This is a genomic window from Castellaniella sp. (assembly GCF_049651205.1).
Classification (GTDB): domain Bacteria; phylum Pseudomonadota; class Gammaproteobacteria; order Burkholderiales; family Burkholderiaceae_B; genus Castellaniella.
This window is the reverse complement of sequence record NZ_JBASBR010000007.1, coordinates 500,869-523,772: the sequence shown is the minus strand read 5'-3', so window position 1 is coordinate 523,772 and position 22,904 is coordinate 500,869. Positions and strand designations below refer to the sequence as shown.

General features: G+C 58.7%; 19 protein-coding genes. 16 read left to right on the top strand and 3 right to left on the bottom strand.

The window, feature by feature from the left end; all coding sequences use genetic code 11:
- Positions 1 to 5: 5 nt before the first annotated feature.
- Positions 6 to 1,280 carry a serine hydroxymethyltransferase gene (glyA, locus tag WA928_RS06080; RefSeq protein ID WP_424300872.1) on the bottom strand — a complete coding sequence of 425 codons (1,275 nt, stop codon included), beginning with the start codon at positions 1,278 to 1,280 and terminating at the stop codon, positions 6 to 8.
- A gap of 202 nt (positions 1,281 to 1,482) precedes the next feature.
- Positions 1,483 to 2,526, bottom strand: coding sequence for a GlxA family transcriptional regulator (locus WA928_RS06075; RefSeq protein WP_424300869.1), 1,044 nt, complete (start codon positions 2,524 to 2,526; stop codon positions 1,483 to 1,485).
- Positions 2,527 to 2,787: 261 nt separating this feature from the next.
- Between WA928_RS06075 and WA928_RS06070 the strand changes: the two genes are divergently transcribed.
- From WA928_RS06070 to WA928_RS06020, 11 genes are all read left to right on the top strand, one after another.
- Positions 2,788 to 3,996 (top strand): M24 family metallopeptidase, encoded by a 1,209-nt coding sequence (locus WA928_RS06070; RefSeq protein WP_424301177.1) that lies wholly within the window; start codon positions 2,788 to 2,790, stop codon positions 3,994 to 3,996.
- Between the two features lie 157 nt (positions 3,997 to 4,153).
- Positions 4,154 to 5,467: an MFS transporter gene (locus tag WA928_RS06065; protein WP_424300866.1), complete on the top strand. Its 1,314-nt coding sequence runs from the start codon at positions 4,154 to 4,156 to the stop codon at positions 5,465 to 5,467.
- Positions 5,468 to 5,506: 39 nt separating this feature from the next.
- The gene (folE2, locus tag WA928_RS06060; protein WP_424300863.1) at positions 5,507 to 6,328 is read left to right on the top strand and encodes a GTP cyclohydrolase FolE2; all 822 of its coding nucleotides are present in this window, start codon (positions 5,507 to 5,509) and stop codon (positions 6,326 to 6,328) included.
- Positions 6,325 to 7,656, top strand: coding sequence for a D-serine ammonia-lyase (locus WA928_RS06055; protein WP_424300860.1), 1,332 nt, complete (start codon positions 6,325 to 6,327; stop codon positions 7,654 to 7,656). The genes folE2 and WA928_RS06055 overlap by 4 nt, the downstream gene beginning before the upstream one ends.
- Entirely contained in the window at positions 7,628 to 8,740 is a 1,113-nt protein-coding gene (gene alr / locus WA928_RS06050; protein WP_424300857.1) for an alanine racemase, read from the top strand. Before WA928_RS06055 ends, alr begins: the two co-directional genes overlap by 29 nt.
- Positions 8,741 to 8,986: 246 nt before the next feature.
- The gene (locus tag WA928_RS06045) at positions 8,987 to 10,123 is read left to right on the top strand and encodes a polyamine ABC transporter substrate-binding protein (protein ID WP_424300854.1); all 1,137 of its coding nucleotides are present in this window, start codon (positions 8,987 to 8,989) and stop codon (positions 10,121 to 10,123) included.
- Positions 10,124 to 10,293: 170 nt separating this feature from the next.
- Positions 10,294 to 11,202 (top strand): ABC transporter permease, encoded by a 909-nt coding sequence (locus tag WA928_RS06040; protein WP_424300851.1) that lies wholly within the window; start codon positions 10,294 to 10,296, stop codon positions 11,200 to 11,202.
- Positions 11,199 to 12,023 carry an ABC transporter permease gene (locus WA928_RS06035; protein WP_345798363.1) on the top strand — a complete coding sequence of 275 codons (825 nt, stop codon included), beginning with the start codon at positions 11,199 to 11,201 and terminating at the stop codon, positions 12,021 to 12,023. The genes WA928_RS06040 and WA928_RS06035 overlap by 4 nt, the downstream gene beginning before the upstream one ends.
- Before the next feature lie 4 nt (positions 12,024 to 12,027).
- Positions 12,028 to 13,119, top strand: a complete 1,092-nt coding sequence (locus WA928_RS06030; protein ID WP_424300847.1) for an ABC transporter ATP-binding protein — start codon at positions 12,028 to 12,030, stop codon at positions 13,117 to 13,119.
- A 185-nt stretch (positions 13,120 to 13,304) separates the two neighbouring features.
- Positions 13,305 to 14,675, top strand: a complete 1,371-nt coding sequence (locus tag WA928_RS06025) for a cytosine permease (RefSeq protein ID WP_424300844.1) — start codon at positions 13,305 to 13,307, stop codon at positions 14,673 to 14,675.
- Between the two features lie 11 nt (positions 14,676 to 14,686).
- Positions 14,687 to 15,454, top strand: coding sequence for a creatininase (locus WA928_RS06020; RefSeq protein ID WP_424300841.1), 768 nt, complete (start codon positions 14,687 to 14,689; stop codon positions 15,452 to 15,454).
- A gap of 59 nt (positions 15,455 to 15,513) precedes the next feature.
- Here the strand turns inward: WA928_RS06020 and purU are convergent, their stop codons facing one another.
- Positions 15,514 to 16,401, bottom strand: coding sequence for a formyltetrahydrofolate deformylase (gene purU / locus WA928_RS06015; protein ID WP_424300838.1), 888 nt, complete (start codon positions 16,399 to 16,401; stop codon positions 15,514 to 15,516).
- 141 nt (positions 16,402 to 16,542) lie between these two features.
- Here purU and WA928_RS06010 point away from each other — a divergent pair, with 141 nt between their 5' ends.
- From WA928_RS06010 to WA928_RS05990, 5 genes are all read left to right on the top strand, one after another.
- Positions 16,543 to 17,595, top strand: a complete 1,053-nt coding sequence (locus WA928_RS06010; RefSeq protein ID WP_417251841.1) for a GlxA family transcriptional regulator — start codon at positions 16,543 to 16,545, stop codon at positions 17,593 to 17,595.
- Positions 17,596 to 17,710: 115 nt separating this feature from the next.
- The gene (locus WA928_RS06005; protein ID WP_417277023.1) at positions 17,711 to 18,958 is read left to right on the top strand and encodes a sarcosine oxidase subunit beta family protein; all 1,248 of its coding nucleotides are present in this window, start codon (positions 17,711 to 17,713) and stop codon (positions 18,956 to 18,958) included.
- Between the two features lie 10 nt (positions 18,959 to 18,968).
- Positions 18,969 to 19,268 (top strand): sarcosine oxidase subunit delta, encoded by a 300-nt coding sequence (locus tag WA928_RS06000; RefSeq protein ID WP_417277022.1) that lies wholly within the window; start codon positions 18,969 to 18,971, stop codon positions 19,266 to 19,268.
- Positions 19,265 to 22,264: a sarcosine oxidase subunit alpha family protein gene (locus WA928_RS05995; protein ID WP_417277021.1), complete on the top strand. Its 3,000-nt coding sequence runs from the start codon at positions 19,265 to 19,267 to the stop codon at positions 22,262 to 22,264. The genes WA928_RS06000 and WA928_RS05995 overlap by 4 nt, the downstream gene beginning before the upstream one ends.
- Positions 22,254 to 22,847: a sarcosine oxidase subunit gamma gene (locus WA928_RS05990; protein ID WP_417277020.1), complete on the top strand. Its 594-nt coding sequence runs from the start codon at positions 22,254 to 22,256 to the stop codon at positions 22,845 to 22,847. The genes WA928_RS05995 and WA928_RS05990 overlap by 11 nt, the downstream gene beginning before the upstream one ends.
- Positions 22,848 to 22,904 lie beyond the last annotated feature (57 nt).

Sequence of the window (22,904 nt, the reverse complement as noted above, 5' to 3'; positions counted from 1 at the left end):
AAATATCATGCCATAACAGGCTTGGGAGATGTGCGGTACACCGGGAATCGTTGGCACAGTTCGATGACCTGTTTGCGGATTCGGGCAATGGTTTCCTGGTTGTCCAGGTCATCCAGGATTTCGCACATCCAGCCGGCCAACTGACGCGCCTGTTCGACATGAAAGCCGCGGGTCGTGATTGCCGGGGATCCAACCCGGATGCCGCTGGTGACAAACGGCGGTTGCGGGTCGTTGGGGACTGCGTTCTTGTTGACGGTGATGTGGGCTGCCCCCAGTGCGGCGTCCGCAGCCTTGCCGGTGATCCCCTTGGACGACAGATCCACCAGAAATAGGTGGTCGTGGGTGCCGCCTGACACGATGCGCAAGCCGTGGGCGACGAAAACCTCTGCCATCGCCTTGGCGTTATCCAGCACCTGTTGCTGATACTGGCGGAATTCTGGCTGCATGGCTTCCTTCAGGGCAACCGCCTTGGCGGCGATGACATGCATCAGGGGACCTCCCTGAGCGCCAGGGAACACTGCTGACTGGATCTTTTTCTGAATGTCCGGATTGGCTCGGCCCATGATGAGGCCACCCCGCGGACCGCGCAGGGTTTTGTGTGTCGTGGTCGTGACAATATCGGCATGGAGCACGGGGTTGGGGTACAGGCCCGCGGCAACCAGCCCCGCAAAGTGCGCCATATCTACCATGAACAGCGCGCCGACCTGATCGGCAATCTGACGAAAACGGGGAAAGTCGAGGATCTGCGAGTAGGCGGAAAAGCCCGCCACGATCATCTTCGGCTTGTGCTCCAGGGCCAGGCGCTCGACCTCGTCGTAGTCGATCCGGTCGTCCTCGCTCAGGCCGTATTGCACGGCGTTGTACAGGCGGCCCGAGGAACTGACCTTGGCGCCATGAGTCAGGTGACCACCGTGGGCCAGGCTCATGCCCAGCAGCGTGTCGCCCGGCTGTAGCAGGGCCAGATAGACCGCAGCATTTGCCTGGGAGCCCGAGTGGGGCTGCACATTGGCCCAATCGGCACCGAACAGTTTGCAGGTTCGATCGATCGCCAACTGCTCCACCACATCGACGTATTCGCAGCCGCCATAATAGCGTTTGCCTGGATAACCCTCGGCGTATTTGTTGGTCAGTCTGGTTCCCTGAGCCTGCATGACGCGGGGGCTGGTGTAGTTCTCCGAGGCAATCAGCTCGATGTGCTGCTCCTGGCGCTGATGCTCTGCTTCGATGGCTGACCACAACGCATCGTCGAAACCCTGGATCTGTTCGTTTTCTGAAAACATGGTGTCTCCCGTAATGAGTCAGGCATCGCTGTGCGCGCGTTCGATGCGCGTGCGACGCTGGTTAAGGTCGGTGCGATCTGCCAGGCTCGCTTGCTGACCATTCTAGGGAAAGCCACGTCTTTCGCAGGTATGTTCGCGCCATAATACTGGGACGCGAGTGCCGTTGCGGGCGTTCTGGCCGCAGACGTCCACCGGCCGCCGCTCAGGATATCCGCACGGGAGGTCTACCGACAGCCGATCGCGCGTTGGGTGGCTGGCCGACGCGGCGTTCGCGGCCGGGTGTGGTGCTGAAGTAAGCCCGATAGCGGTGCGTGAAATGGGTCACTGATACGAAACCACAGGCGGCCGCTACATCAATGATGGATTGATTCGAGCTCAGAAGTAATTGCCGTGCCCTGCGTAGCCGTAATTCGAGGTAATAGGTATTGGGCGTACATCTCAGATGCTCCTGGAACAGGCGCTCGAGCTGGCGTACGGAAACTTGGATAAATTGCGCTAGTTCTTCTTTGGTTAAAGGCTCTTCAAGGTTGTTTTCCATCAACGTCACGACCTCGGTCAGTTTCGGCTGGCTCGTTCCCAATTGCTGGCGCAGTGGTATCCGCTGGGAGTCCTGGGTGGATCTGATCCGTTCGCAGACCATTAGTTCGGAGACTTTAGCAGCGATCTCGTTGCTCCCAGTTCTCAGACTGATGAGCGCAACCATGAGATCCACGGGCGCGATTCCGCCACTGCAGGTGTAGCGGTCCCGGTCGATTTCATAGATATGCTTGGAGACAATGATGTCGGGGAAGTCTGTCAGAAGCCGCTCGGTGTCTTCCCAGTGTAGGGTGCAGCGGTAGCCGTTCAGCAAACCCGCGCGTGCCAACCAGTAGCTGCCTGTGCAGATGCCGCCCAGAACGGTTTTCTGTCGTGCCAGGTGGCGCAGCCAGTTCAGGTAGCGCGGTTCGATGCGGGGCGGGATGGGGTTGGATCCGCAGACGAACAGGGTATCGAATGCCGGTGCCCCATCCATCGCGTAATCTGGCTGGATGGCGATGCCGTTGCTTGCCTGGGCGGGTGCGCCGTCCAGGCTGATCGTGGACCACTGAAACAGCCTGTTGTCGCTGGCAAGGTTGGCCATGCGCAAGGGTTCAAGGGCAGAGGAAAAGCCGATCAGGCTAAATCCCGGAACGAGCAAAAAGCCGTAGTGTTGTGTGGCAGGGATCGGATGCCCATGCAAGGCATCCTGAATCGAAAGGATATCCATCCTGCTTGTCTCCGTCTGAAGAGTACTTCTGCTTTCAAACTGTGGTGCCGAGTTTGCTATAGATTTGTCTTGCTTGGTGAGAATCTTCGTTTCCAGGCAATTAAAGGTCGCTTCTGAAAAAAGGTGGGGTGTATCGGGTCTCTAAGATGGTCTGCACGAACAAGGATGACCGAGTGGTCATTTCAAAAGTCAATGCCAATCACAGGAGATATCCCCATGAGCAGCCTGCAATTTTCAAATGCCGCCACAGCAGCTCAGCAGATGCGCGAGACGCGCCTGCTGCAGATTCCCAACGGCACGCATGCCAAACCAACCTTTTCGGCCGCTGAAATGCAGCGGCGCATCGATGCGGTGCGTGCACACATGGCTGGCAATGATATCGATGGCATTCTGTTCACTTCATACCACAACATCAATTACTACGCCGATTTTCTATTTTGCCACTTCGGACGCTTTTATGGGTTGGCGCTTACACAGGACAAGCACACCACCATCAGCGCCAATATTGATGCCGGCCAGCCGGCACGCCGCAGCTTCGGCGATAACATCGTCTACACGGATTGGCAGCGAGATAACTATTTCCACGCGGTTCAGACCCTGCTGAAGGGCAAGAAGCGGGTCGGGGTGGAACTTGATCACATCACGGCAGAAAACCTCGATAAGCTGCGTGCCGCCCTCCCGGGCAGCGAGCTGGTGGATATCGGCAAGGCCTGCATGCGGCTGCGGATGGTCAAGTCTGATGAGGAAATCGCCCTGATCAAACAGGGTGCCCGGATCGCGGACATCGGCGGGGCCGCCTGCCATGATGCCATCGCTGTGGGCGTGCCTGAGCACGAAGTGGCGCTGGCGTCTACGCAGGCGATGGTGCGTGAGATCGCCCGTACCTATCCGGATGCCGAGCTGATGGACACATGGACATGGTTTCAGTCCGGACTCAACACCGACGGTGCCCACAATCCGGTTACGTCGCGCCGGATCCAGCGCGGCGACATCCTGAGCCTGAATTGCTTTCCTATGATCTCCGGCTACTACACGGCGCTGGAGCGCACGCTGTTTGCCGAGGAATGCTCGGATGCCCACCGCCGTATCTGGGAAATTAACGTCGAGGTGCATGAGGCTGGTCAGAAGCTGATCCGCCCGGGTGCCCGATGCTGCGATATCGCGGCCGAGCTGAACGAGATCTTCCATCGCCATGACGTGCTGAAGTATCGTACCTTCGGCTACGGCCATTCGTTTGGTGTCCTGTCCCACTATTATGGGCGCGAGGCTGGGCTGGAACTGCGCGAGGATATCGATACCGTGCTGACGCCCAACATGGTGGTCTCGATGGAACCGATGCTAATGCTGCCTGAAGGACAGCCGGGCGCTGGTGGCTATCGCGAACATGACATCCTGGTCGTGACAGCTGACGGGGCCGAGAATATTACCAAGTTCCCGTATGGTCCAGAGCACAATATCGTGAAGCGCTGATCCGCTGTCGCCTGAAGTGCCGATCCCGGTTTGTTCGGGGTTGGCACTTCATGCCCCCAACGGATTTGCATGATTTTCCGCTATACCAATAAAGGAGCACGTCCAATCGGGACGGTCCGGAAAGGATCGGCTGGAAGGACGGCCCATGGAGACAGCAATGACTTCTACCACCGTCCGCGCAGGCGTCATGCCTGGCGTTGGTGAACGCCGCGTCATTAGCAAGGTTGCCGCTGCAGGCTTCATCGGTAACTTTGTCGAATGGTTTGATTACGCGTCTTATGCCTATCTGGCAACGATTATCGCAGCCGTTTTTTTTCCCGATGTCTCACCGACCGCCGGCCTGATGGCGACGTTCGGTGTATTTGCACTGTCCTTCATCGTTCGGCCTATCGGTGGCGTGTTCTGGGGCCATTATGGCGACAAGATCGGCCGCAAACATGCGCTGTCGCTGTCGATCATCATTATGTCTCTGGCAACCTTCGCCATTGCGCTTTTACCGGATTTCAATCAGATCGGCGTCTGGGCGCCAGTTCTGTTGCTGGGTTTGCGTCTGGTGCAGGGATTTTCCGCCTCGGGTGAGTATGCGGGCGCCTCGGCGTTTCTGGTCGAATACGCGCCCGCTCACAAGCGCGGCCTGTACGCCAGCATCGTGCCAGCCAGTACGGCCGCTGGTTTGCTGTTGGGATCGCTGATGGTCTCTAGCATGCATTTGTTTCTGACCCCGGAACAGATGCAGTCCTATGGCTGGCGCCTGCCGTTTCTGCTGGCGGCGCCTCTGGGCTACATCGGCCGCTATATCCGGATTCATCTCGAAGATTCGCCCAAGTTCCGTGAAATGGAAGAATCGCGTGAAGTGTCCCATGCGCCGGTCAGCCTGCTGTTGTCCCGGCATCGCCGCGCCTTGGTGATCGCGATCGGCGTCACCATGCTCAATGCCGTGGGCTTTTACATCATTTTGAGCTACATGCCCACGTATTTGGCTGTTGAGTTGGGGGTTGGCGAAACAGAATCTTTCATGGCGACGACGATCGCATTGATTTCCTATATCGGTTTCATTTTCCTGATGGGCATCCTGTCCGATCGCTGGGGCCGCAAGACGATGCTCATTCTGGCGTCGATCGCCTTCATCGGGTTGACGGTGCCGCTGTTTAGTAGTCTGGCGTCCGTGGGCTTTCTGGGCATGGTCCTGATCCAGATCGTGTTTGGCGCCATGTTGACCATGAACGACGGGACTTTGCCGTGCTTTTTGTCAGAGATCTTTCCGACCCGGGTGCGCTACAGCGGCTTTGCACTTAGCTTCAATTTGGCCAATGCGATTTTTGGCGGGACCGCGCCGTTCATTGCAACCTGGCTGATCCATCTGACGGGCAACAAGCTGGCCCCCGCCTGGTATCTCGTGGCGGCGGCGGGCATTGCGCTGGTCGCAATGGCGCTGAGCAAGGAGACCTCGCGTGACCCGCTCGCGCATTAGGGATTCGTTTCGAAAATTCGTGGACTGAGCAGAAAGCAGATGAATACTCTTTTCGATCCCGTTGCGGTTTCGATGCCAGACGTACAGGGCGGTCCGGATACTCGTGGGGTCCCTATTCAAAGGGTCGGTGTCAGAGGGGTATGTTATCCGCTGCGGCTGGCCATGTCGGCCGGCCAGCCGCAGCAAATCGTTGCGCATTGGGAAATGACCGTGGCCTTGCCCGCCAAGGACAAGGGCACTCACATGTCGCGCTTCATCGAGGTGCTGGAAGCCTGGCGTGAGACGCCAATGTCCCCGGATGGCTTTTGCCGCATGGCGCGGGCTGTGTGCGACCGACTGGGAGTGGAGAGCGCCGACTTGACCGCCAGTTTTCCTTATTTCCTGGAAAAGGCGGCTCCGGTGTCCGGCCTGCGCAGTCTCATGGATTACCAGGTCAGCTGGGTGGCCCACGCCTCGCAGGGTGCGCCAACCCGGTTCTCGCAGCAGGTCCAAGTGCCTGTGACCAGCCTGTGCCCCTGTTCTAAAGCGATTTCCGAGTACGGGGCACACAACCAGCGCTCGCATGTCCAGGTCTCCCTCGACTATGAAACGCCCGTGGCGGCGGATCTGGATGTGTTGATCCGCGGTGTGGAGGCGCAGGCCTCTTCGCAGTTATGGGGTCTGCTCAAGCGAGAGGATGAAAAGTTCGTCACCGAGCAGGCATACGAGAATCCAAAATTCGTCGAAGACCTGGTGCGTGATGTGGCTGTCCTGTTGCGGCGGCTGCCCGGCGTGGCATCCTATCAAGTAGAGGCCGAGAATTTCGAGTCGATTCATAATCATTCGGCCTATGCCATGGTGAACAATAGGAACGAACGATGAACGAGAGTCTAGCAAGCCGATATTCCAGTCTGCCAGCGGGCGTGATGCAGAGGCAGCCCTTGCTGTGGCTTAACCCGGGCTACGATGCCGGATCCGACGGGACAGCCGTTGCCTTGGATCCAGCTGTGGCCGAAGCGCGATTCGCTCGCTGCGCAGGTCTGTTAGAGCAAGTATTCCCCGAATTGCGGGCCAATGCGGGCCAGCTGGATTCACCCCTGACGCCGATTCCTCGCTTCAGGGATTTGATATTCCATGGCGAATCAGCCGGGGCCTGGTTACTCAAGCGGGATGATGCCTTGCCCGTGGCGGGATCCGTCAAAGCACGAGGCGGTTTTCACGAAGTGCTGTCATTGGCCGAACGGATCGGCACCGAAGAGGGGTTGTTGCGTGACGATACGGATCGCCGTGTACTAGCCAGTCCACAAGGACGGGCTATCCTGGGCCGCCACACTCTGGCGGTTGGCAGTACTGGCAATCTGGGCCTGGGCATCGGCCTGATCGGGGCGGGCCTGAGTCTGCGCGCAGTGGTGCATATGTCCGCAGATGCCAAGGAATGGAAGAAGCAACGCTTGCGCAAGCACGGGATCGATGTCGTGGAACACTCTGGCGACTATGCGGCCGCAGTGGCCGCCGGCCGGGCGATTGCACAGGCCGACCCCATGATGCATTTCGTCGATGACGAGCATTCCGAGGCCCTATTTCTGGGATATGCCGCGGCAGCGCGCGAGTTGCAAACACAGTTGTGGGCGGCCGGTCGGTTGGTCGACGCTGATCATCCGCTGTTCGTCTATCTGCCGTGCGGGGTGGGTGGAGCACCGGGCGGCATCCTGTTTGGCCTGAAACGTTTGTTTGGCCGACATGTGCATGGCTTCTTCGTCGAGCCGACGGCATCCCCCTGCATGCTGGTGCAGCTGGCGTGCGGCGTACGGCACCCTGTGTCCGTCTACGACGTCGGGCTGGACAATCGCACCGAGGCCGATGGCCTTGCGGTGGGGCTGGCCTCGCCGCTGGTTGCGCCGTTGATCGAGCCCCTGCTGTCGGGGGTGTTCACGGCTGATGAGCCAATTTTCTATGGCGACGCCTGGCGCCTGGAAAACGCGGAGAATATCTATGTGGAGCCTTCCGCGGCGACCGGCTTGCGTGGGCCCGCGTGGGTCCTGGATTCGCCACAGGGCCGGGCTTATCTTCAGCGCCATGGCCTGGAATCTGTCATGGATCAGGCAAGCCATGTTATCTGGAGTACCGGCGGGTCGCTGGTTCCAGAAGCCATCCGCCAGGAATTTCGCGAGAGAGGGTGTCGTGTCGCGTCCCATTCTGGCAACGATTGATGCGGGGGCCCTGGCGCTCAATCTAAGCCGTGTGGCCCGCCGTCTGGCGGACGATACGGCTGCGCCGGCTCGCATCTGGGCTGTGGTCAAGGCCAACGCCTACGGCCATGGCCTGGAAGCCGCTGTGCGCGGCTTTGCTGCGGCTGATGGTCTGGCCCTGCTCGATCTCGACGAGGCGGTGCGATGCCGCGACCTGGGCTGGCGGCGGCCCATCCTGCTTCTGGAAGGATTCTTCAAGCCGCAGGATCTGAATGTGCTGGCTCATCACTCGATCAGTACGGTGGTGCACAGCCATGCGCAAATGGACATGCTGGCAGCGCATTCCGGCCGCGTCGGTGTCGATGTTCACATCATGCTCAATTCCGGCATGCATCGGCTGGGATTTCAGCCAGGGGAATACCGCGCCGCATTCGACCGCGCACGGGTGTTGCAAAATGCCGGTGTTCTGGGGGCCGTCGGCAAGATGACGCATTTCGCCCGAGCTGATGACGATCTGGCCGTGACGCGGGAGCAGCTGGAATGCTTCAGCCGCGTCACGGCGGGGCTTCCTGGCCCAGTCAGCGTCTGCAACTCGGCCGCGGTTCTAGCCCCCGGCCTGGCTGCCCGGATCCCGGGGGATGAGCAATGGACACGGCCGGGGATTTGCCTGTATGGAGCGTCCCCTTATATGGGCCGGGATGCCGAATCCCTGGGGCTGCGTCCGGCCATGACGCTGGGCTCCGAACTGATCAGTGTCCATGTGCTGCCGGCGGGCGAGGCGATCGGCTACGGCCACGCATTCCGCACGGATCACGACATGCGGGTGGGGATCGTTGCCTGCGGCTATGCGGATGGCTATCCCCGCCACGCCATCACCGGTACTCCGGTGGTGGTGGCTGGCGTGCGAACCCGGCTGGTGGGCCGGGTTTCCATGGACATGCTGTCCGTGGACTTGAATCCCGTGCCTGCTGCGGACGTCGGGTCGCCCGTCGTTTTGTGGGGGGATGGCGGGCCTTCGGTGGATGAGGTTGCCTGGTCATCCAGCACGATTGCCAATGATCTGCTGGCAGGGTTGACGCATCGCGTCCCACGTTGCACTCGATAGGTACTGGTTCGCTTCCAGACAATTTGATGTCGTTTCCGGCAACGAGTCAGGCGGCAGGAACCCGTAGGATCAGCGTTGCAGGCAAGCTGAAACGATGACATAAGACAGAGACAAAGCATTGCCTGCCATCAAGTATGGAAGTAGGTCCTGAAAGGGGCTGCTGTCCCTTTCGTTGTTTCCAATAGCATTAATCGACGTCCAATTTAGCGCTGGATATGGCTAGGTACAACCAAGGAGAAAAGGAACATGAAACTTCCCATGAAACGCAGTGATTTTGCAGCTCGTCGGCGTTTTGTCACAAGGCTCGGGGGCCTGGCAGGTGCTGCGGCTGTGGCCAGTGCGCTTCCACTACGCAGCGCCTGGGCTCTGGAACAGTTGACGATGCTGACCTGGAACGGCTTCGCTGAGCGCGAGGTGGTCGGGGACTTTGTGGACAAGCATGGCGTCAAGATCCGCGCCAAATACTATACCGGCGGTGACGAGATGCTGGCGCTGATCTCCCAGTCGCCCCCCGGCACGTACGATGTCATTCTTGCTGACGGTGAATATGTACAGCAATTGCGAACCGCTGGTTATATCGAAAAGCTGAATCCGGCGGACTATCCCTTTAATGATTATTTTCCGGAATTCCGTAGATTTCCCATGCTATGGCATGAGAACGACATGTATGCGTTGCTGATGCGTTTCGGATTTCTGGGGGTGTCGTTCAATACCAAATATATTACCGACGAGCAGGCAAGCTCCTACGAGATGTTCTGGGACAAAAAGCTCAAAGGCAAGGTTGCGCATTTCGACTGGCATCTGCCCAATCTCGGTCAGATGAGTCTGCTGAACGGAAATTCCAAGCCTTACGATATCGATGCCGCCGCCTGGCAAAAGGTGCAGGACAAAACCATGAGCCTGCGTCCGCAGATCGCTGGGTTCTTCGGCTATGGCGGCACGCTTTCAGCGTTGAAAACAGAGCAGGTCCACGCCATGCTGGGCATCGGTGACTGGATTACCGGCCTGCTGGCGCGGGATGGCGGTCCGTTCAAGACTGTCGTGCCCAAGGAAGGCGGTCTGCAATGGGACGAATGCCTGTGTATCGGCAAGGGCAGCCAGAAGGTCGGATTGGCCACCAAGTTCCTGCAATATATGTCCACCCCGGAGGGGCAGGTCAAGGCGGCGACCATGAAGGCTTACCCGGCCGTGATCCCGAATCAAGAGGGATGGAAACTCCTGGCAAAGGTCAATCACGTGGCAGCTGAACGTGGGGGCATGCTGATGGATGAGTACAACGTGATGAACATCATCCGAGAAGGCCGCATCCACGATCGGCAGCTTCCGGTCCAGCAATCGCTGCAGGACTGGAATAATTTCTGGCAGAAGTACAAGAACGCTTGAGCAATCCCTGACCAGACTCGTGCCCAATGCAGCACTGTGGTAGGCACGAGCCTGGTCAGCGGCTTGCGATTTCAGAGTTGGCGCCTAGCTCAAAAACAGAAAGCCCGCAAAGGGCCTGATTGAGCCTCGTGGCACAGGAGGTTTCGGTGATAATCCCGCATCAGAGTTCAATGCGATCCCCTGGCGCCGCGGCGGACGTGCGCAAGTTGCGACGGAAGTCGCCGCGTGCCGGGCATTTCGTTCAAAAACAGAGGCTATATGCCTTTTCCCTGAGCCTGCCGCCGCTCGTGTGGCAACTGCTCTTTCTGGTCTTCCCGGTGGTGTTCCTGCTGGTCATTACCTTCTGGTCGGTCGAGTTCTTCCGACTGAAACCAGATTTTACGTTCGCCAATTGGGCATTCATCTATACGCGCGGCTATTTTTACGACGCATACGCTCTGACCTTCGGAATGGCGATTCTCACCGCAGTCGCCATCAGTGCGATTGCTTTTCCATGCGCCTACGCAATCGCTTTCAAATTTCGGAGTTCCGCACGGCAGCTCGCACTGCTGTTGTTGATCATCCCGTTTTTCACCAGTTACCTAGTGCGTGTTTATGCCTGGCAAGTCGTCCTGGCGGATTCAGGGATTGTCAATATGCTCCTGAAATGGCTATCTCTGCCGCCGGTAGCGATGCTCAATACCCTGGGGGGCACCTTGATCGGATATGCCACCCTGTGCCTGCCGCTGGTGACCTTGCTGCAGTTGCTCAGCCTGATCTACGTGGACCGTAATCTGGTGGAAGCGTCCCATAACCTGGGGTGTGGCCGTCTTGGCACGATCTGGCATGTCATCATCCCGTCCGCCAGAATCGGCATCATGATCGCGGCGCTGTTCTGTTTCATCCTGACGTTTGGCGATTTTGTCAGTCCTTTGTATTTGGGAGGGGGCCTGAGAACCGTACTGAGCACCGTGATCATCGACACCGTCAAGTCCGGCCAGCAATGGCCACAGGCGGCCGTGGTGGCGGTGACGATGGTCGTAACTTTGCTGGCGGTTGCCCTGGCCGCAATCTGGTTCGCCTACCGGAGGCCGAAATGAACGAAAACCGATGGATTAATCTGACGCTTTATTGCTATGCCTTTGGGATATTCGTATTCATCTTTACCCCCATCGCGGCCAGCTTTGTCTTTTCATTCAACGCGGATCGCTTTCCGACCTTGCCCCTGGGCGATTTCAGCTTTCAGTGGTATCGGGACATCATCTCCGACGCCGATATCTGGCTGGCGTTTGGAAACAGCGCAAAAGTCGGCTTCACCGTTGCGGTGGTGTCCACCGTGCTTGGGTTTTGTGCCGCATATACCGATCATCGCTATCGGTTCTTCGGCAAATCGGTCTATCTGACGCTGGCGCTGCTGCCGCCGACCATTCCCGTGGTCATCATGGGACTGGCGATGCTGGCGTTTCTGTCGCGCGTCAGTCTGTCGGGCAATATCCAGGCGGTCATGATCAGCCACATCGTCATGTGCGCTCCGTTTGCGATGGCGGTGATCCGGATGCGCCTGGCACTGATGCCCGCCGACATGGAGGCGGCGGCCTGGAACCTCGGCGCCAGCCAGTGGCGTGCGTTATGGCACGTGATTCTGCCTTTTTCCCTGCCCAGTATCGGTGCGGCGCTGTTTGTGACCATGGCTGTGTCGTTTGATGAGTATGCCGTTGCCTGGTTTGTGTCGGGGCTGGATCCCACGGTTCCGGTCAGCATCCTCACGACCTTGCAGGGACGCGTCAGCCCGACGATCAACGCGATCGGTTCCATCGTATTCACAGTCACCATCATGCTGGTTGTCCTGGCGCAGATTCTGTTGCTGCGGCATGGGAAAAACAAGACTCGAAAAATTTTGGCCACGGCCAAAGGGGAATGAAAACATGAATCGTCCTTTGGTGGAAATGGATAATGTCAGCAAGTCCTTTGGGGGCTTTACCGCTGTCGAATCGATCAACCTGAACATCAGTGAAGGCGAATTCCTGGCAATCATGGGCTCGAGCGGCTGCGGCAAGACAACGACCCTACGAATGCTGGCTGGTCTGGATCAGCCGACACAAGGTGAAATTCGCCTGAACGGAGAACGTATCAATGAGCTCAGTACCTGGGCTCGTGACACACCTTTGGTGTGGCAAAACCTCGCATTGTTTCCCTTTCTGAGCGTCACCGAAAATGTCGAGTTCGGGCTCCGGATGCGTGGCGTCCCGAAGGCAGAGCGGCGACAGCGAGCGGGCCAGTGGCTGGATCGCATGGGGCTCGCCGAGTTTGTGAATCGGGATATCGGGCAATTGTCGGGAGGCCAGCGTCAGCGTGTGGCACTGGCCAGATCCTTGGTGACCGAACCTCCTATCCTGTTGCTGGATGAGCCATTGAGTGCTTTGGATGCAAACCTGAAGGTGCGCATGCAAGGTGTGCTGACCGAACTGCAAAAGGAGATCGGCATCACATTTGTATATGTCACCCATAGCCATTCTGAAGCCTTTGCCATGGCGGACCGAGTAGTGATCATGAGCGAGGGCCGAATAGAGCAGGTCGGCACACCACAGGAAATTTATTCGACCCCATGCAATCGGTTCGTGGCGGAATTCATTGGCGGCAAGAACATCATCGAAGGAAAGGTAGTGGAGATCGCTAACGACATCATCTTGGTCAAGTCAGATCATGGCATGTTTGAAACTTCCCGGGTGGCTGGCGAGCGGGTGTTCGCAGGTGATCCGGTGACGTTGTATGTCGGTGCTGAGGATATCCGCTTGACTGCATCTTGCGAAGAGGGGCGCAATCGACAACGCTGTCGCGTGATCGGGGAAGAATTCGTTGGTGCGATGATGACGATTTATCTTCAGACTGAAACGGGCTTGGAACTTCAGGCACAGATTCCATATGCCGGCCGTGCAGCGTTGCCAATGGAGGATGGTCGATGGGTTCGTGTGAGTTGGGATACGCAGGCTACCCACGTCTTGGGGGCCAGGATTTGAATCGCGGTAGGGATCCCGACTTCGCATTCTGACAAGTAAGGGTCGCTTCTGAAAAAAGCCCATGGGCGCGCATTCTCTAAGATGAATTCGGTCGACGCTGAAAGTGGCGTCGCCACCTGATCATAAGAGCCGGTACACTCCCGAAACATAACGGGGTTGGTAGAGACCTTCGAGGAGACAACGCCATGGAATACGGTACAGCCAGAATTCCGCATGACAAACGTGAGTATGGGTTTTTTGACCAGGTTGTGACCTGGTTCGGATCTGGAGTCAATACCGGATCTTGGTATTTTGGTGGAATGGCTGCGGCCATCGGCATGAGCTTCGTTTGGCAATATGCCTTCATCTATTTGCCGTTGATGATGATTCCCTGGGCCATGATTGGCTGGATTTCCTGGAAACATGGGGCTTCTACTGTGACCTGCACAGTTCCCGCCCTGGGCGTTCGTGGATCACGTTGGGCCGGCATTGGTGAGTTCTTTGGCATGATTGGCTGGCCCAGCATCAACACCTTCATCGCGGCCATCTCATTGACCTATGTGTTCCACGAAATGTGGGGTAGTCCAACCTATGGGCAGCCTGGTTCCACGACGCCGCTGATTTTAGGGATTCTGGTGACGGCCATTGTGCAGGGCGTGATCGTAGTGGTGGGACATCGCGCCATCAAATACCTCGAATGGGTTTCTGTGGTGTTGCTGGTCGTGCTAGGCGTTTGGGAGACCTTTGTTGTCCTGCAGCACTGGGACTACGCCAAGATAGCCAGTCTGACCTTGCCACAAGCTCAGCATACGCCAGCATTCTATTTTGATCTGGCCTTCGGGTTTTGCTGGGGCTGGGCGATGATTGGCGACTTTGGCCGCTTTGCCAAAGGGCCGGGCGCCGCCACGGCAGGCAGCTGGCTGGGCGTTAATTTGGGTCAAGGCTGGTTCATGATCGTCGGTGCCATCGGCGTGATTGGTGTTGTTCTGGAAACAGGCGTTTTTGACCCTAACAACTCAGATCCCAGTTCTACCATTGCTTCTCTGGGGCTGGGTACCGTCGCCTTTCTGGTCGTGTTTTTTGCCACCGTCAGCACCAACGTCACTGTTCTCTATGGGGCGGGTATGGGGCTTGTCGGTGCTACGCGCAGCGAATCTCCCAAGCGTTATATGCTGCTTATTGCGCTCCTGCAGTTTGGAATGTGCTTTTTGCCGCTAGCCTTTGACAAATTTATTGAGTATTTCGAGTTTTTCCTCGGAATTGTCGGAGGGATTTTCATACCGTTGTGGACCTTGGTAGTGGTTGACTATTTCATCGTACGCAAATGTCGGGTCAAGGACGAGGATCTGTTTGCCGAGAGTTTTCCCGATGGTTCCACCAAGAGCCGGCTAGGCGATTGGAACGCGACGGGTTGGATCTCGATGGCGCTGGGCCTGGGGACGTTCTACCTGCTGCATTACATCCTGGTGGATGCGGCTGCGATCTGGACAGCATCTTTTCCGGCGATTGGCATAACGGCGGTCAGTTATTTGGTGCTGACCTTAGGCTTCAAAATGGGACGTATGCGTCTGATCTGATTGGGTAAAACATGAATCAAGTACGTATTGCGGAGTTGGCCTGGCCGACTTACGCGGCCAAAGTTAAGAATGGGGCGGCCGTGCTGTTGCCTATCGGAGCACTCGAGCAACATGGCCCCCACATGAGTATGAATCCGGATGTTCTGCTGCCGACCGCCATCTCAGAACGTGTGGCTGCACAGGTGGGTGCTCTGGTGGCACCGGCCATTGCATATGGCTATAAATCGCAGCAAAAAAGCGGCGGCGGCAATCATATGCCGGGGACAACCAGCCTGGACGGGCTGACTGTCACGAGCATCATCCGTGATGTGCTGAAGGAATTGGCACGCCACGGCGTGCGCAAAGTCGTGCTCGTCAATGGTCATTATGAGAACTCCGCGTTTATCACCGAGGGTGTCGATCTGGCATTGCGAGAGCTGCGCTGGGACAGCATTCGGGATTTTCGCTGCATTATCCTGTCGTATTGGGATTTCATCGATCAGAAGACGATTGATCAAATCTATCAGGGGGATTTTCCAGGCTGGGCTGTGGAACATGGTGGAGTGTTGGAAACTTCTTTGATGCTGCATCTGCATGCCGATCTGGTTGACATGAGTCAGGTGCGGGATCATCCGCCAGCCGCGTTCCCGCCCTACGACTTCTTCCCGATCAGGCCGGAATGGACACCGGAGTCAGGTTGTCTGTCATCTGCCAGCCGAGCCAGCGCGGAACATGGCAAGCTGATCTTGGCAGTGTGTGTGCAGGGCATTACAGATGCGCTACGGACAGCTTTCGACTGAGAGATCGTGCCAGAGTCGGGCGGCCTGCTGGAGGGCGTCCGGCTCTCGTCAGGCTGACCTTAAAGCACCACTGTCCGGTGCCCACTGATGAAGATCCGATGTTCCAGATAGTTGCGTACGGCCTGAGCCAGTGCACGGCATTCCAGATTGCGGCCGGTGGCCAGCAACTGGTCGGGGGTTTGTGTGTGATCAACTGGTTCGACGGCCTGGGTGATGATCGGGCCTTCGTCCAGATCGTCAGTCACGAAATGAGCAGTCGCGCCAATTACTTTGACACCGCGCTCGTAGGCCTGGTGATAAGGGCGGGCGCCCTTGAATCCGGGCAGGAAGGAATGATGGATATTGATGGCGCGGCCCGCCAGTACCTTGCTGGTCTCGGGGCGCAGAATCTGCATGTAGCGGGCCAGGATGACCAATTCGGCATCGGTCGTGTGTGCCAGGTTCAGGATGGCGGCTTCCTGTTGCGGCCGGTTGTCGCCGGTCACGGGCAGATGGTGAAAGTTGATCCCGGCGGCCTCGGCATGATGGCGCAGAGTATCGTGGTTCGAGGCGATGGCGGCGATCTCCATGGGTAACTCGCCCATGCGGGTGCGAAAGAGCAAATCGGCCAGGCAGTGCTCCAGCTTTGAGACCAGGATCAGTACCTTCGGTCGCTTTGACATATCGTGGATGGCCCAGCGCATCGAAAAGCGCTTTGCCAGTTTGGCGAAATCGTGGTTCAGCGAGTGGCTGTCCAGCGTTTTGGGGTGTTCAGTATGAAAGACACAACGGACAAAAAATTGTTGGGTGTTTTTTTCATCGAAGACGGTGAACTCGTCGATGTAGCCTTGCCGCTGCTCCAGAATCGACACGATAGCTGCGACTTGTCCAGCCTTGCTGGGGCACGATACCGTCAGGCAAAACAGCGTGTGCTCGGCCGATGGCGTTTGGGATGGTGAAGTCTGCATGATACGTCTCCGGTCTTGGTGGGATGGTTGGCACTGTGCGCCAGTGCCGTATCCAGACTTACTACATCATGGGGCGGTATGTCCGCCTAGAATGAAAACGTCATGGCGCCTGAATGAATTGGCATGGAGAGACTAAATCATATGAATAAGGGGCCCGTTCGTTTTGGCTTCATTTTGCTGCCAAGTTTCACCCTGACTGCCTTTTCGGGCATGCTGGATGTGTTGCGCCTGGCCGGTGATGAAGGCGACCAAAGCCGCCCGGTGCGTTGTGCCTGGCAGGTGGTCGATGAATCCCTGGTGCCGGTTCGCTCCAGCAGTGGGATTCAGGTGGTGCCCTCAGAACCGCTGGGTGATCCTGCCCGTTTCGATTATGTGGTTGTCGTTGGGGGTTTGCTGCAGCGCCCACCTGTCAGTTCCCGGGTGCTCGAATTTATCCGCGAAGCGGCGAATCAGGACGTGCATCTCGTGGGCCTGTGTACAGGGGTATTCACCCTGATGCAGGCCGGTGTGCTGGATCAGCACCGCATCTGCATCAGCTGGTTCCATTACTGGGATTTCCTCGAACGCTTTCCCAGGATCGATCCAGCGCAAGTGGTGGCCGACCGTCTGTATGTTTTCGACCGGCGCCGTATCACATGCTCGGGCGGCCGGGCCTCGATCGATGTCGCAGCTGAGATCCTGCGTCGCCATATCGACCAGTCCATTGTGCAAAAAGCCCTGCGCATTTTGCAGGTCGAGGATACGGGCCGGGCCAGCGCTGCTCAGCCACTGCCGCCGGGAATCCAGCCGACGACCCATCCCGTGGTGCGGCGTGCGGTTCTGCTGATGGAACAGCATGTGGGCCGGGCCCTGAGTCTGGACGAGCTAGGTAGCAAACTAGGTATTTCCGTGCGCCACCTGGAACGGCTCTTCAAGGAGGCAACCGGACAGGGGCCTCAGGCCTATGCGCGCGGCATGCGCCTGCGGTTGGCGGCCTGGATGCTGACTCATACGACGAAAACTATTGCTGTGATCGCATCGGAATGCGGGTTTGCCGATGCGTCCCATTTTGGGCGCGAGTTCCGCTCGGCCTTCAAAATGCCGCCCAGTGCTTGGCGCAGCCATGCCCAGCTGCCCGATACTCTGCTGTCGCCGCCTGATCCTTTGGTCGATTATGTCAGCGAGGTATTCCCCAGGCGCAATGAGTTCTTCTGATGTAGCCAGAATCTTCCACGGGTACGGCGAATTAGTTCTATCGGGTTTCGCCCGCCTTTGATGTACTGCACCCACAACGCCAACTGAGGTGCACCATCATATGAGCGAGGAGACCATGAGTAATCGTTACTCAATCTTCAGCCTGATTCGTAACGGGCTGAATCACAATGAAAACTGGGGCCGTGCGTGGCACAGCCCCGAGCCCAAGCGCGAATACGATGTCGTGGTGATCGGCGCGGGCGGGCATGGCCTGGCCACCGCCTATTACCTGGCCAAGGTGCATGGCATCCACAATGTCGCCGTGCTGGAAAAAGGTTGGCTGGGCGGCGGCAACACGGCGCGCAATACCACGATCGTGCGTTCGAACTACCTCTGGGACGAATCAGCTCAGCTCTACGAAAAGGCGATGCAGCTCTGGGAAGGCCTGTCGCAGGACCTGAACTACAACGTCATGTTCAGCCAGCGTGGCGTCATGAATCTGGCTCACAATCTACAGGAAGTGCGTGACACTCAGCGGCGCATCAATGCCAATCGCTACAACGGGGTTGATGGCGAATGGCTGACGCCGGCGCAGATCCAGGAGATCGTGCCCAACATCAATCTGGACAGCCGCTATCCTGTGCTGGGGGGGTCGTTTCAGCGGCGCGGCGGTGTAGCCCGCCATGATGCTGTGGCCTGGGGGTTTGCGCGCGCTGCGGATCAGCTGGGTGTGCACATTATCCAGAACTGCCCGGTGACCAATATCCGGAAGAAAAATGGCGCCATCGAAGGCGTGGATACGGGCAAGGGATTTATCAAGGCCAAGAAAGTCGCCGTCGTGGTGGCCGGCCATTCCAGCGTATTGGCCGACATGGCGGGTATTCGTCTGCCCATTGAGAGCCATCCCCTGCAGGCGCTGGTCTCTGAGCCCGTCAAACCCTGCATTCATACCGTCATTATGTCCAATGCCGTGCACGCCTACATCAGCCAGTCGGACAAGGGCGATCTGGTGATCGGGGCGGGAATCGATCAGTATTTGGGCTACGGTCAGCGCGGCAGCTTCCAAAGTATCGAACACACGCTGCAGGCCATCGTTGAGATGTTTCCTTCCCTGAGCCGCGTGCGTATGAACCGCCAGTGGGGGGGCATCGTGGATGTGTCGCCTGATGCGTGCCCAATCATCACCAAGACTGAGATTAAAGGGCTTTATTTCAACTGCGGGTGGGGAACCGGGGGATTCAAGGCCACGCCGGGTTCGGGCTGGGTCTTTGCGCACACGGTGGCGCATGACGAACCGCATCCACTCAACCAGGCCTTCTCCGTCGACCGCTTTTATAGCGGCCATCTGATCGACGAGCACGGCGCCGCCGCCGTAGCTCATTGAAGGAGACATCATGCTGCAGATCAAATGCCCCTGGTGCGGGGATCGTGCCGAAAGCGAATTCAGTTATGGGGGGGAAGCCGGCATCGTGCGCCCCGTAGACAACTCAACGATGGACGACCGGCAGTGGGGCGATTATGTATTCATGCGCCGCAATACTTTCGGGCTGTTTCGCGAGCAGTGGGTTCACACCCATGGTTGCCGTCGTTGGTTCATCGCCGAGCGCGACACCAGAACCTATGACGTCCAGGGCTACGAGACCTTCGATGGCCAGGGCCGCGATACCGCCGAACCGATTCAGGAGGCCGTATGAATCAGAACAGCCGTCTGCCTCAGGGTGGCCGCGTGCAGCGCGGTGTGCCTGTGCATTTCTCCTTCAATGGCAAGGCCTATACCGGCCTGCAGGGTGACACGCTGGCCTCGGCGCTGCTGGCCAATGGCGTGCATTTCGTGGCGCGCAGCTTCAAGTATCACCGTCCGCGTGGCATCATGACTGCTGGAGTCGAAGAACCCAATGCCCTGGTGCAGCTGGAAAGCGGTGCCTATACCATACCCAATGCGCGTGCGACCGAGGTCGAGCTCTATGAAGGCTTGCGCGCGACCAGCGTCAACGCCAAACCGGACATCGAGCATGACCGCATGGCGATCATGCAGCGCTTTGCGCGTTTCATTCCGGCGGGTTTCTACTACAAGACCTTCATGTGGCCGCGCAGCTGGTGGGGCAAATACGAGGAACGGATCCGTGACGCCGCAGGGCTGGGTTCAGTGCCCGACACTCGGGATCCTGACCGCTACGAGAAGCGCTATGCGCACTGTGATGTACTGGTGGTGGGGGCTGGGCCGGCGGGGCTGGCTGCAGCCTGCGCGGCCGGCCGTACCGGAGCGCGGGTTCTTCTGGTGGATGACGGCGGCGAGGCGGGGGGCAGCCTGTTGCGCACTCAGGAAATCATCGACGGCAAGCCGGCGCTGGATTGGGTGGCCGAGCGCATGGCCGAGCTGTCTGCCCAGCCAGACACGAGGGTGCTGCAGCGCACCACCGCCTTTGGCTACCAGGATCACAATCTGATTACCGCCTGCGAGCGGCTGCACGATCACTTGCCAATCGCCCAGCGCAGTGGCGTGCGGGAGCGCATCTGGAAGATCCGGGCGCGACATGTGGTGCTGGCGACTGGCGCCCACGAGCGGCCGCTGGTATTCGGCAACAACGATATCCCGGGTGTGATGCTGGCGGGTGCCGTCTCCACCTATATCCACCACTATGGCGTGCTGCCGGGCCGTCGTGCTGTCGTGTTTACCAATAACGACAGTGCCTATCAAACCGCAATCGACCTGAAACGCCACGGCGCCGATGTCACGGTTGTGGATCCGCGCGTGCTCAGCCATGGAACCGTCCCGGCCGAGGCTGAACGCCTGGGGATTCGGATCATCCATCAGACGGTGGTGGCCGAGGCGCACGGTGGCAAGCATGTGACTGGTGTGCGCCTACGTGGCCATGGCGTGAGTTTGCGCGACGGGATTGATGCGCTGGCTTGCGACCTGCTGGTCATCTCGGGCGGCTGGAATCCCGTCGTACATCTGTACGCTCAGTCGCGCAGCAAACCGCGCTGGTGCGAGGAACGTGCCTGCTTCGTGCCAGAAGGGGCGGCACAGCCGCTTGGCAGTGCCGGTGCCGCCAATGGCGACTTCGATTTGCAGGCGGCTCTGGATGGCGGCGTGCGTGCGGGCCTGCGGGCGGCCGAGGGTGCCCCGGGGACGCGACCCGCTGATTTGCCTGCTTGGTCTGCTCGCCCCATCGAGGTCACGCCGCTGTTACCGTTATGGTCGGTCGGCAAGGGCAAGGATGCTACGCGGGGCCCAAAGCAGTTCATCGATTACCAAAACGATGTCTCTGTATCGGATATCCTGCTGGCGGTCAGCGAGGGCTATCATTCGGTCGAGCACGTCAAGCGCTACACGGCGATGGGCTTTGGCACTGACCAGGGCAAGCTGGGCAACATCAATGGCATGGGCGTATTGGCGGAAGCCCTGAAGCAGAGCATCCCGGCGACAGGAACCACCACGTTCCGTCCCAATTACACGCCGGTCAGCTTTGGCGCCCTTGCCGGACGAGAGCTGGGCGACTGGTTCGACCCAATCCGCCGAACCTGCCTGCATGACTGGAATCTGGAGCAAGGCGCGGTCTTCGAGGACGTGGGCAACTGGAAGCGCGCCCATTATTATCCGAAGCCGGGCGAGGACATGCATGCAGCCGTGCGGCGTGAATGTCTGGCCGTACGCAACAGCGTCGGCATCCTGGATTACAGTACTTTGGGCAAGATCGATGTACGGGGCCCGGATGCGGTCGAATTCCTCAATCGCCTGTATATCAATTCCTGGACCAAGCTGCAGTCCGGCCGCTGCCGCTATGGCCTACTGCTCGACGAAAACGGCATGGTCATGGACGACGGCGTAAGCATCCGCCTGGCCGAGGATCATTTCCTGCTGACCACCACTACTGGCGGTGCCGCCCGCATCATGAGCTGGATGGAGCGCTGGCTGCAGACCGAATGGCCGAATCTGCAGGTCTATCTGACCTCGGTGACTGACCAGTTCGCGGTGACTACTGTCGCAGGCCCCAATGCCCGCAAGGTGCTGGCCGCCGTCTGCAAGGACATCGATTTCAGCGGTGAGGCCTTCCCCTTCATGAGTTTCCGGGAAGGCACCATCGATGGTGTGTTTGCCCGTGTCTTGCGGGTAAGCTTCTCGGGCGAGCTATCCTTCGAGGTCTATGTGCCGGCCAATATGGGTCGCCACATCGCCGAGCGGCTGATGGAGGCCGGACAACCCTACGAAATCACGCCCTATGGCACCGAAACCATGCACGTGCTGCGCGGCGAGAAGGGGTACATCATCGTTGGGCAGGACACGGACGGGTCGGTGACCCCGGTGGATCTGGGCATGGGCGGCATGGTGGCCAAGACCAAAGACTGCCTGGGCAAGCGTTCGCTCGCGCGCAGCCACACCAGCAGTGATGGGCGCAAGCAGTTTGTTGGCCTGCTGGCCAATGACCCCACCTGCGTGCTGCCAGAAGGCGGTCAGATCCTGCAGGGGCCCACCCAAGCAGCCATTGCCCCGATGTTTGGCCACGTGACATCCAGCTATATGAGCCCGATCCTGGGACGGTCCATTGCCTTGGCCCTGCTCAAGGACGGCCATGCGCGGATGGGCCATGAAGTAACAGTAGCCACGGCTGATGGCCGATTCATGCCGGCGCGTGTCTGCAGCCCGGTGTTCTACGATCCTGAAGGAGCCCGTCAAAATGTTGACTGAAAGCAAACAGCAGACCCCGTTGACGAGTCTGCATGTGGAATTTGGCCTGCCGTTGCAACACGGCGCCCCCGACCAGGTGCGTCTGAGCGAACAGCCTCAGATCAGTCTGGCCAATCTGCGGGTGGATCCTTCCGATTCGACTATGTTGGAAGCCGTTCACGCTTGCCTGGGGTTGGAGTTGCCCCTGATGCCCAATACCGTTACCCGCGGGAGGGATATCACCGCCTTGTGGCTGGCACCCGATGAGTGGCTGCTGTGCGCCCCGGCCGACGGCGCGGACAGTCTGGCGTCCCGGGTCGAACATTCACTGGCAGGTCATTGGTTCGCGGTTACGGACCAGAGCAGCGGCTATTCCGTCGTTCGGCTTCACGGACCTGGGGTGCGCGATGTGCTGAATGCCGGCTGCCCGCTGGATCTGCACCCGCGTGCCTTGCCGTTTGGCTGTTGTGCTCAGTCACATTTCTTCAAGACCAGCGTACTGTTGCACCCATTGGATGAGGCGGGCGATGGCTGGGAACTGATCGTGCGTCGCAGCTTCGCCGATTATGCCGTGCGCATGCTGCTCGATGCGATGGAGAGTTGACCGCCAACCTACATGGCGGCACGGGCCGCCCATGGGGGCGATCGCGGCGCCTACCCG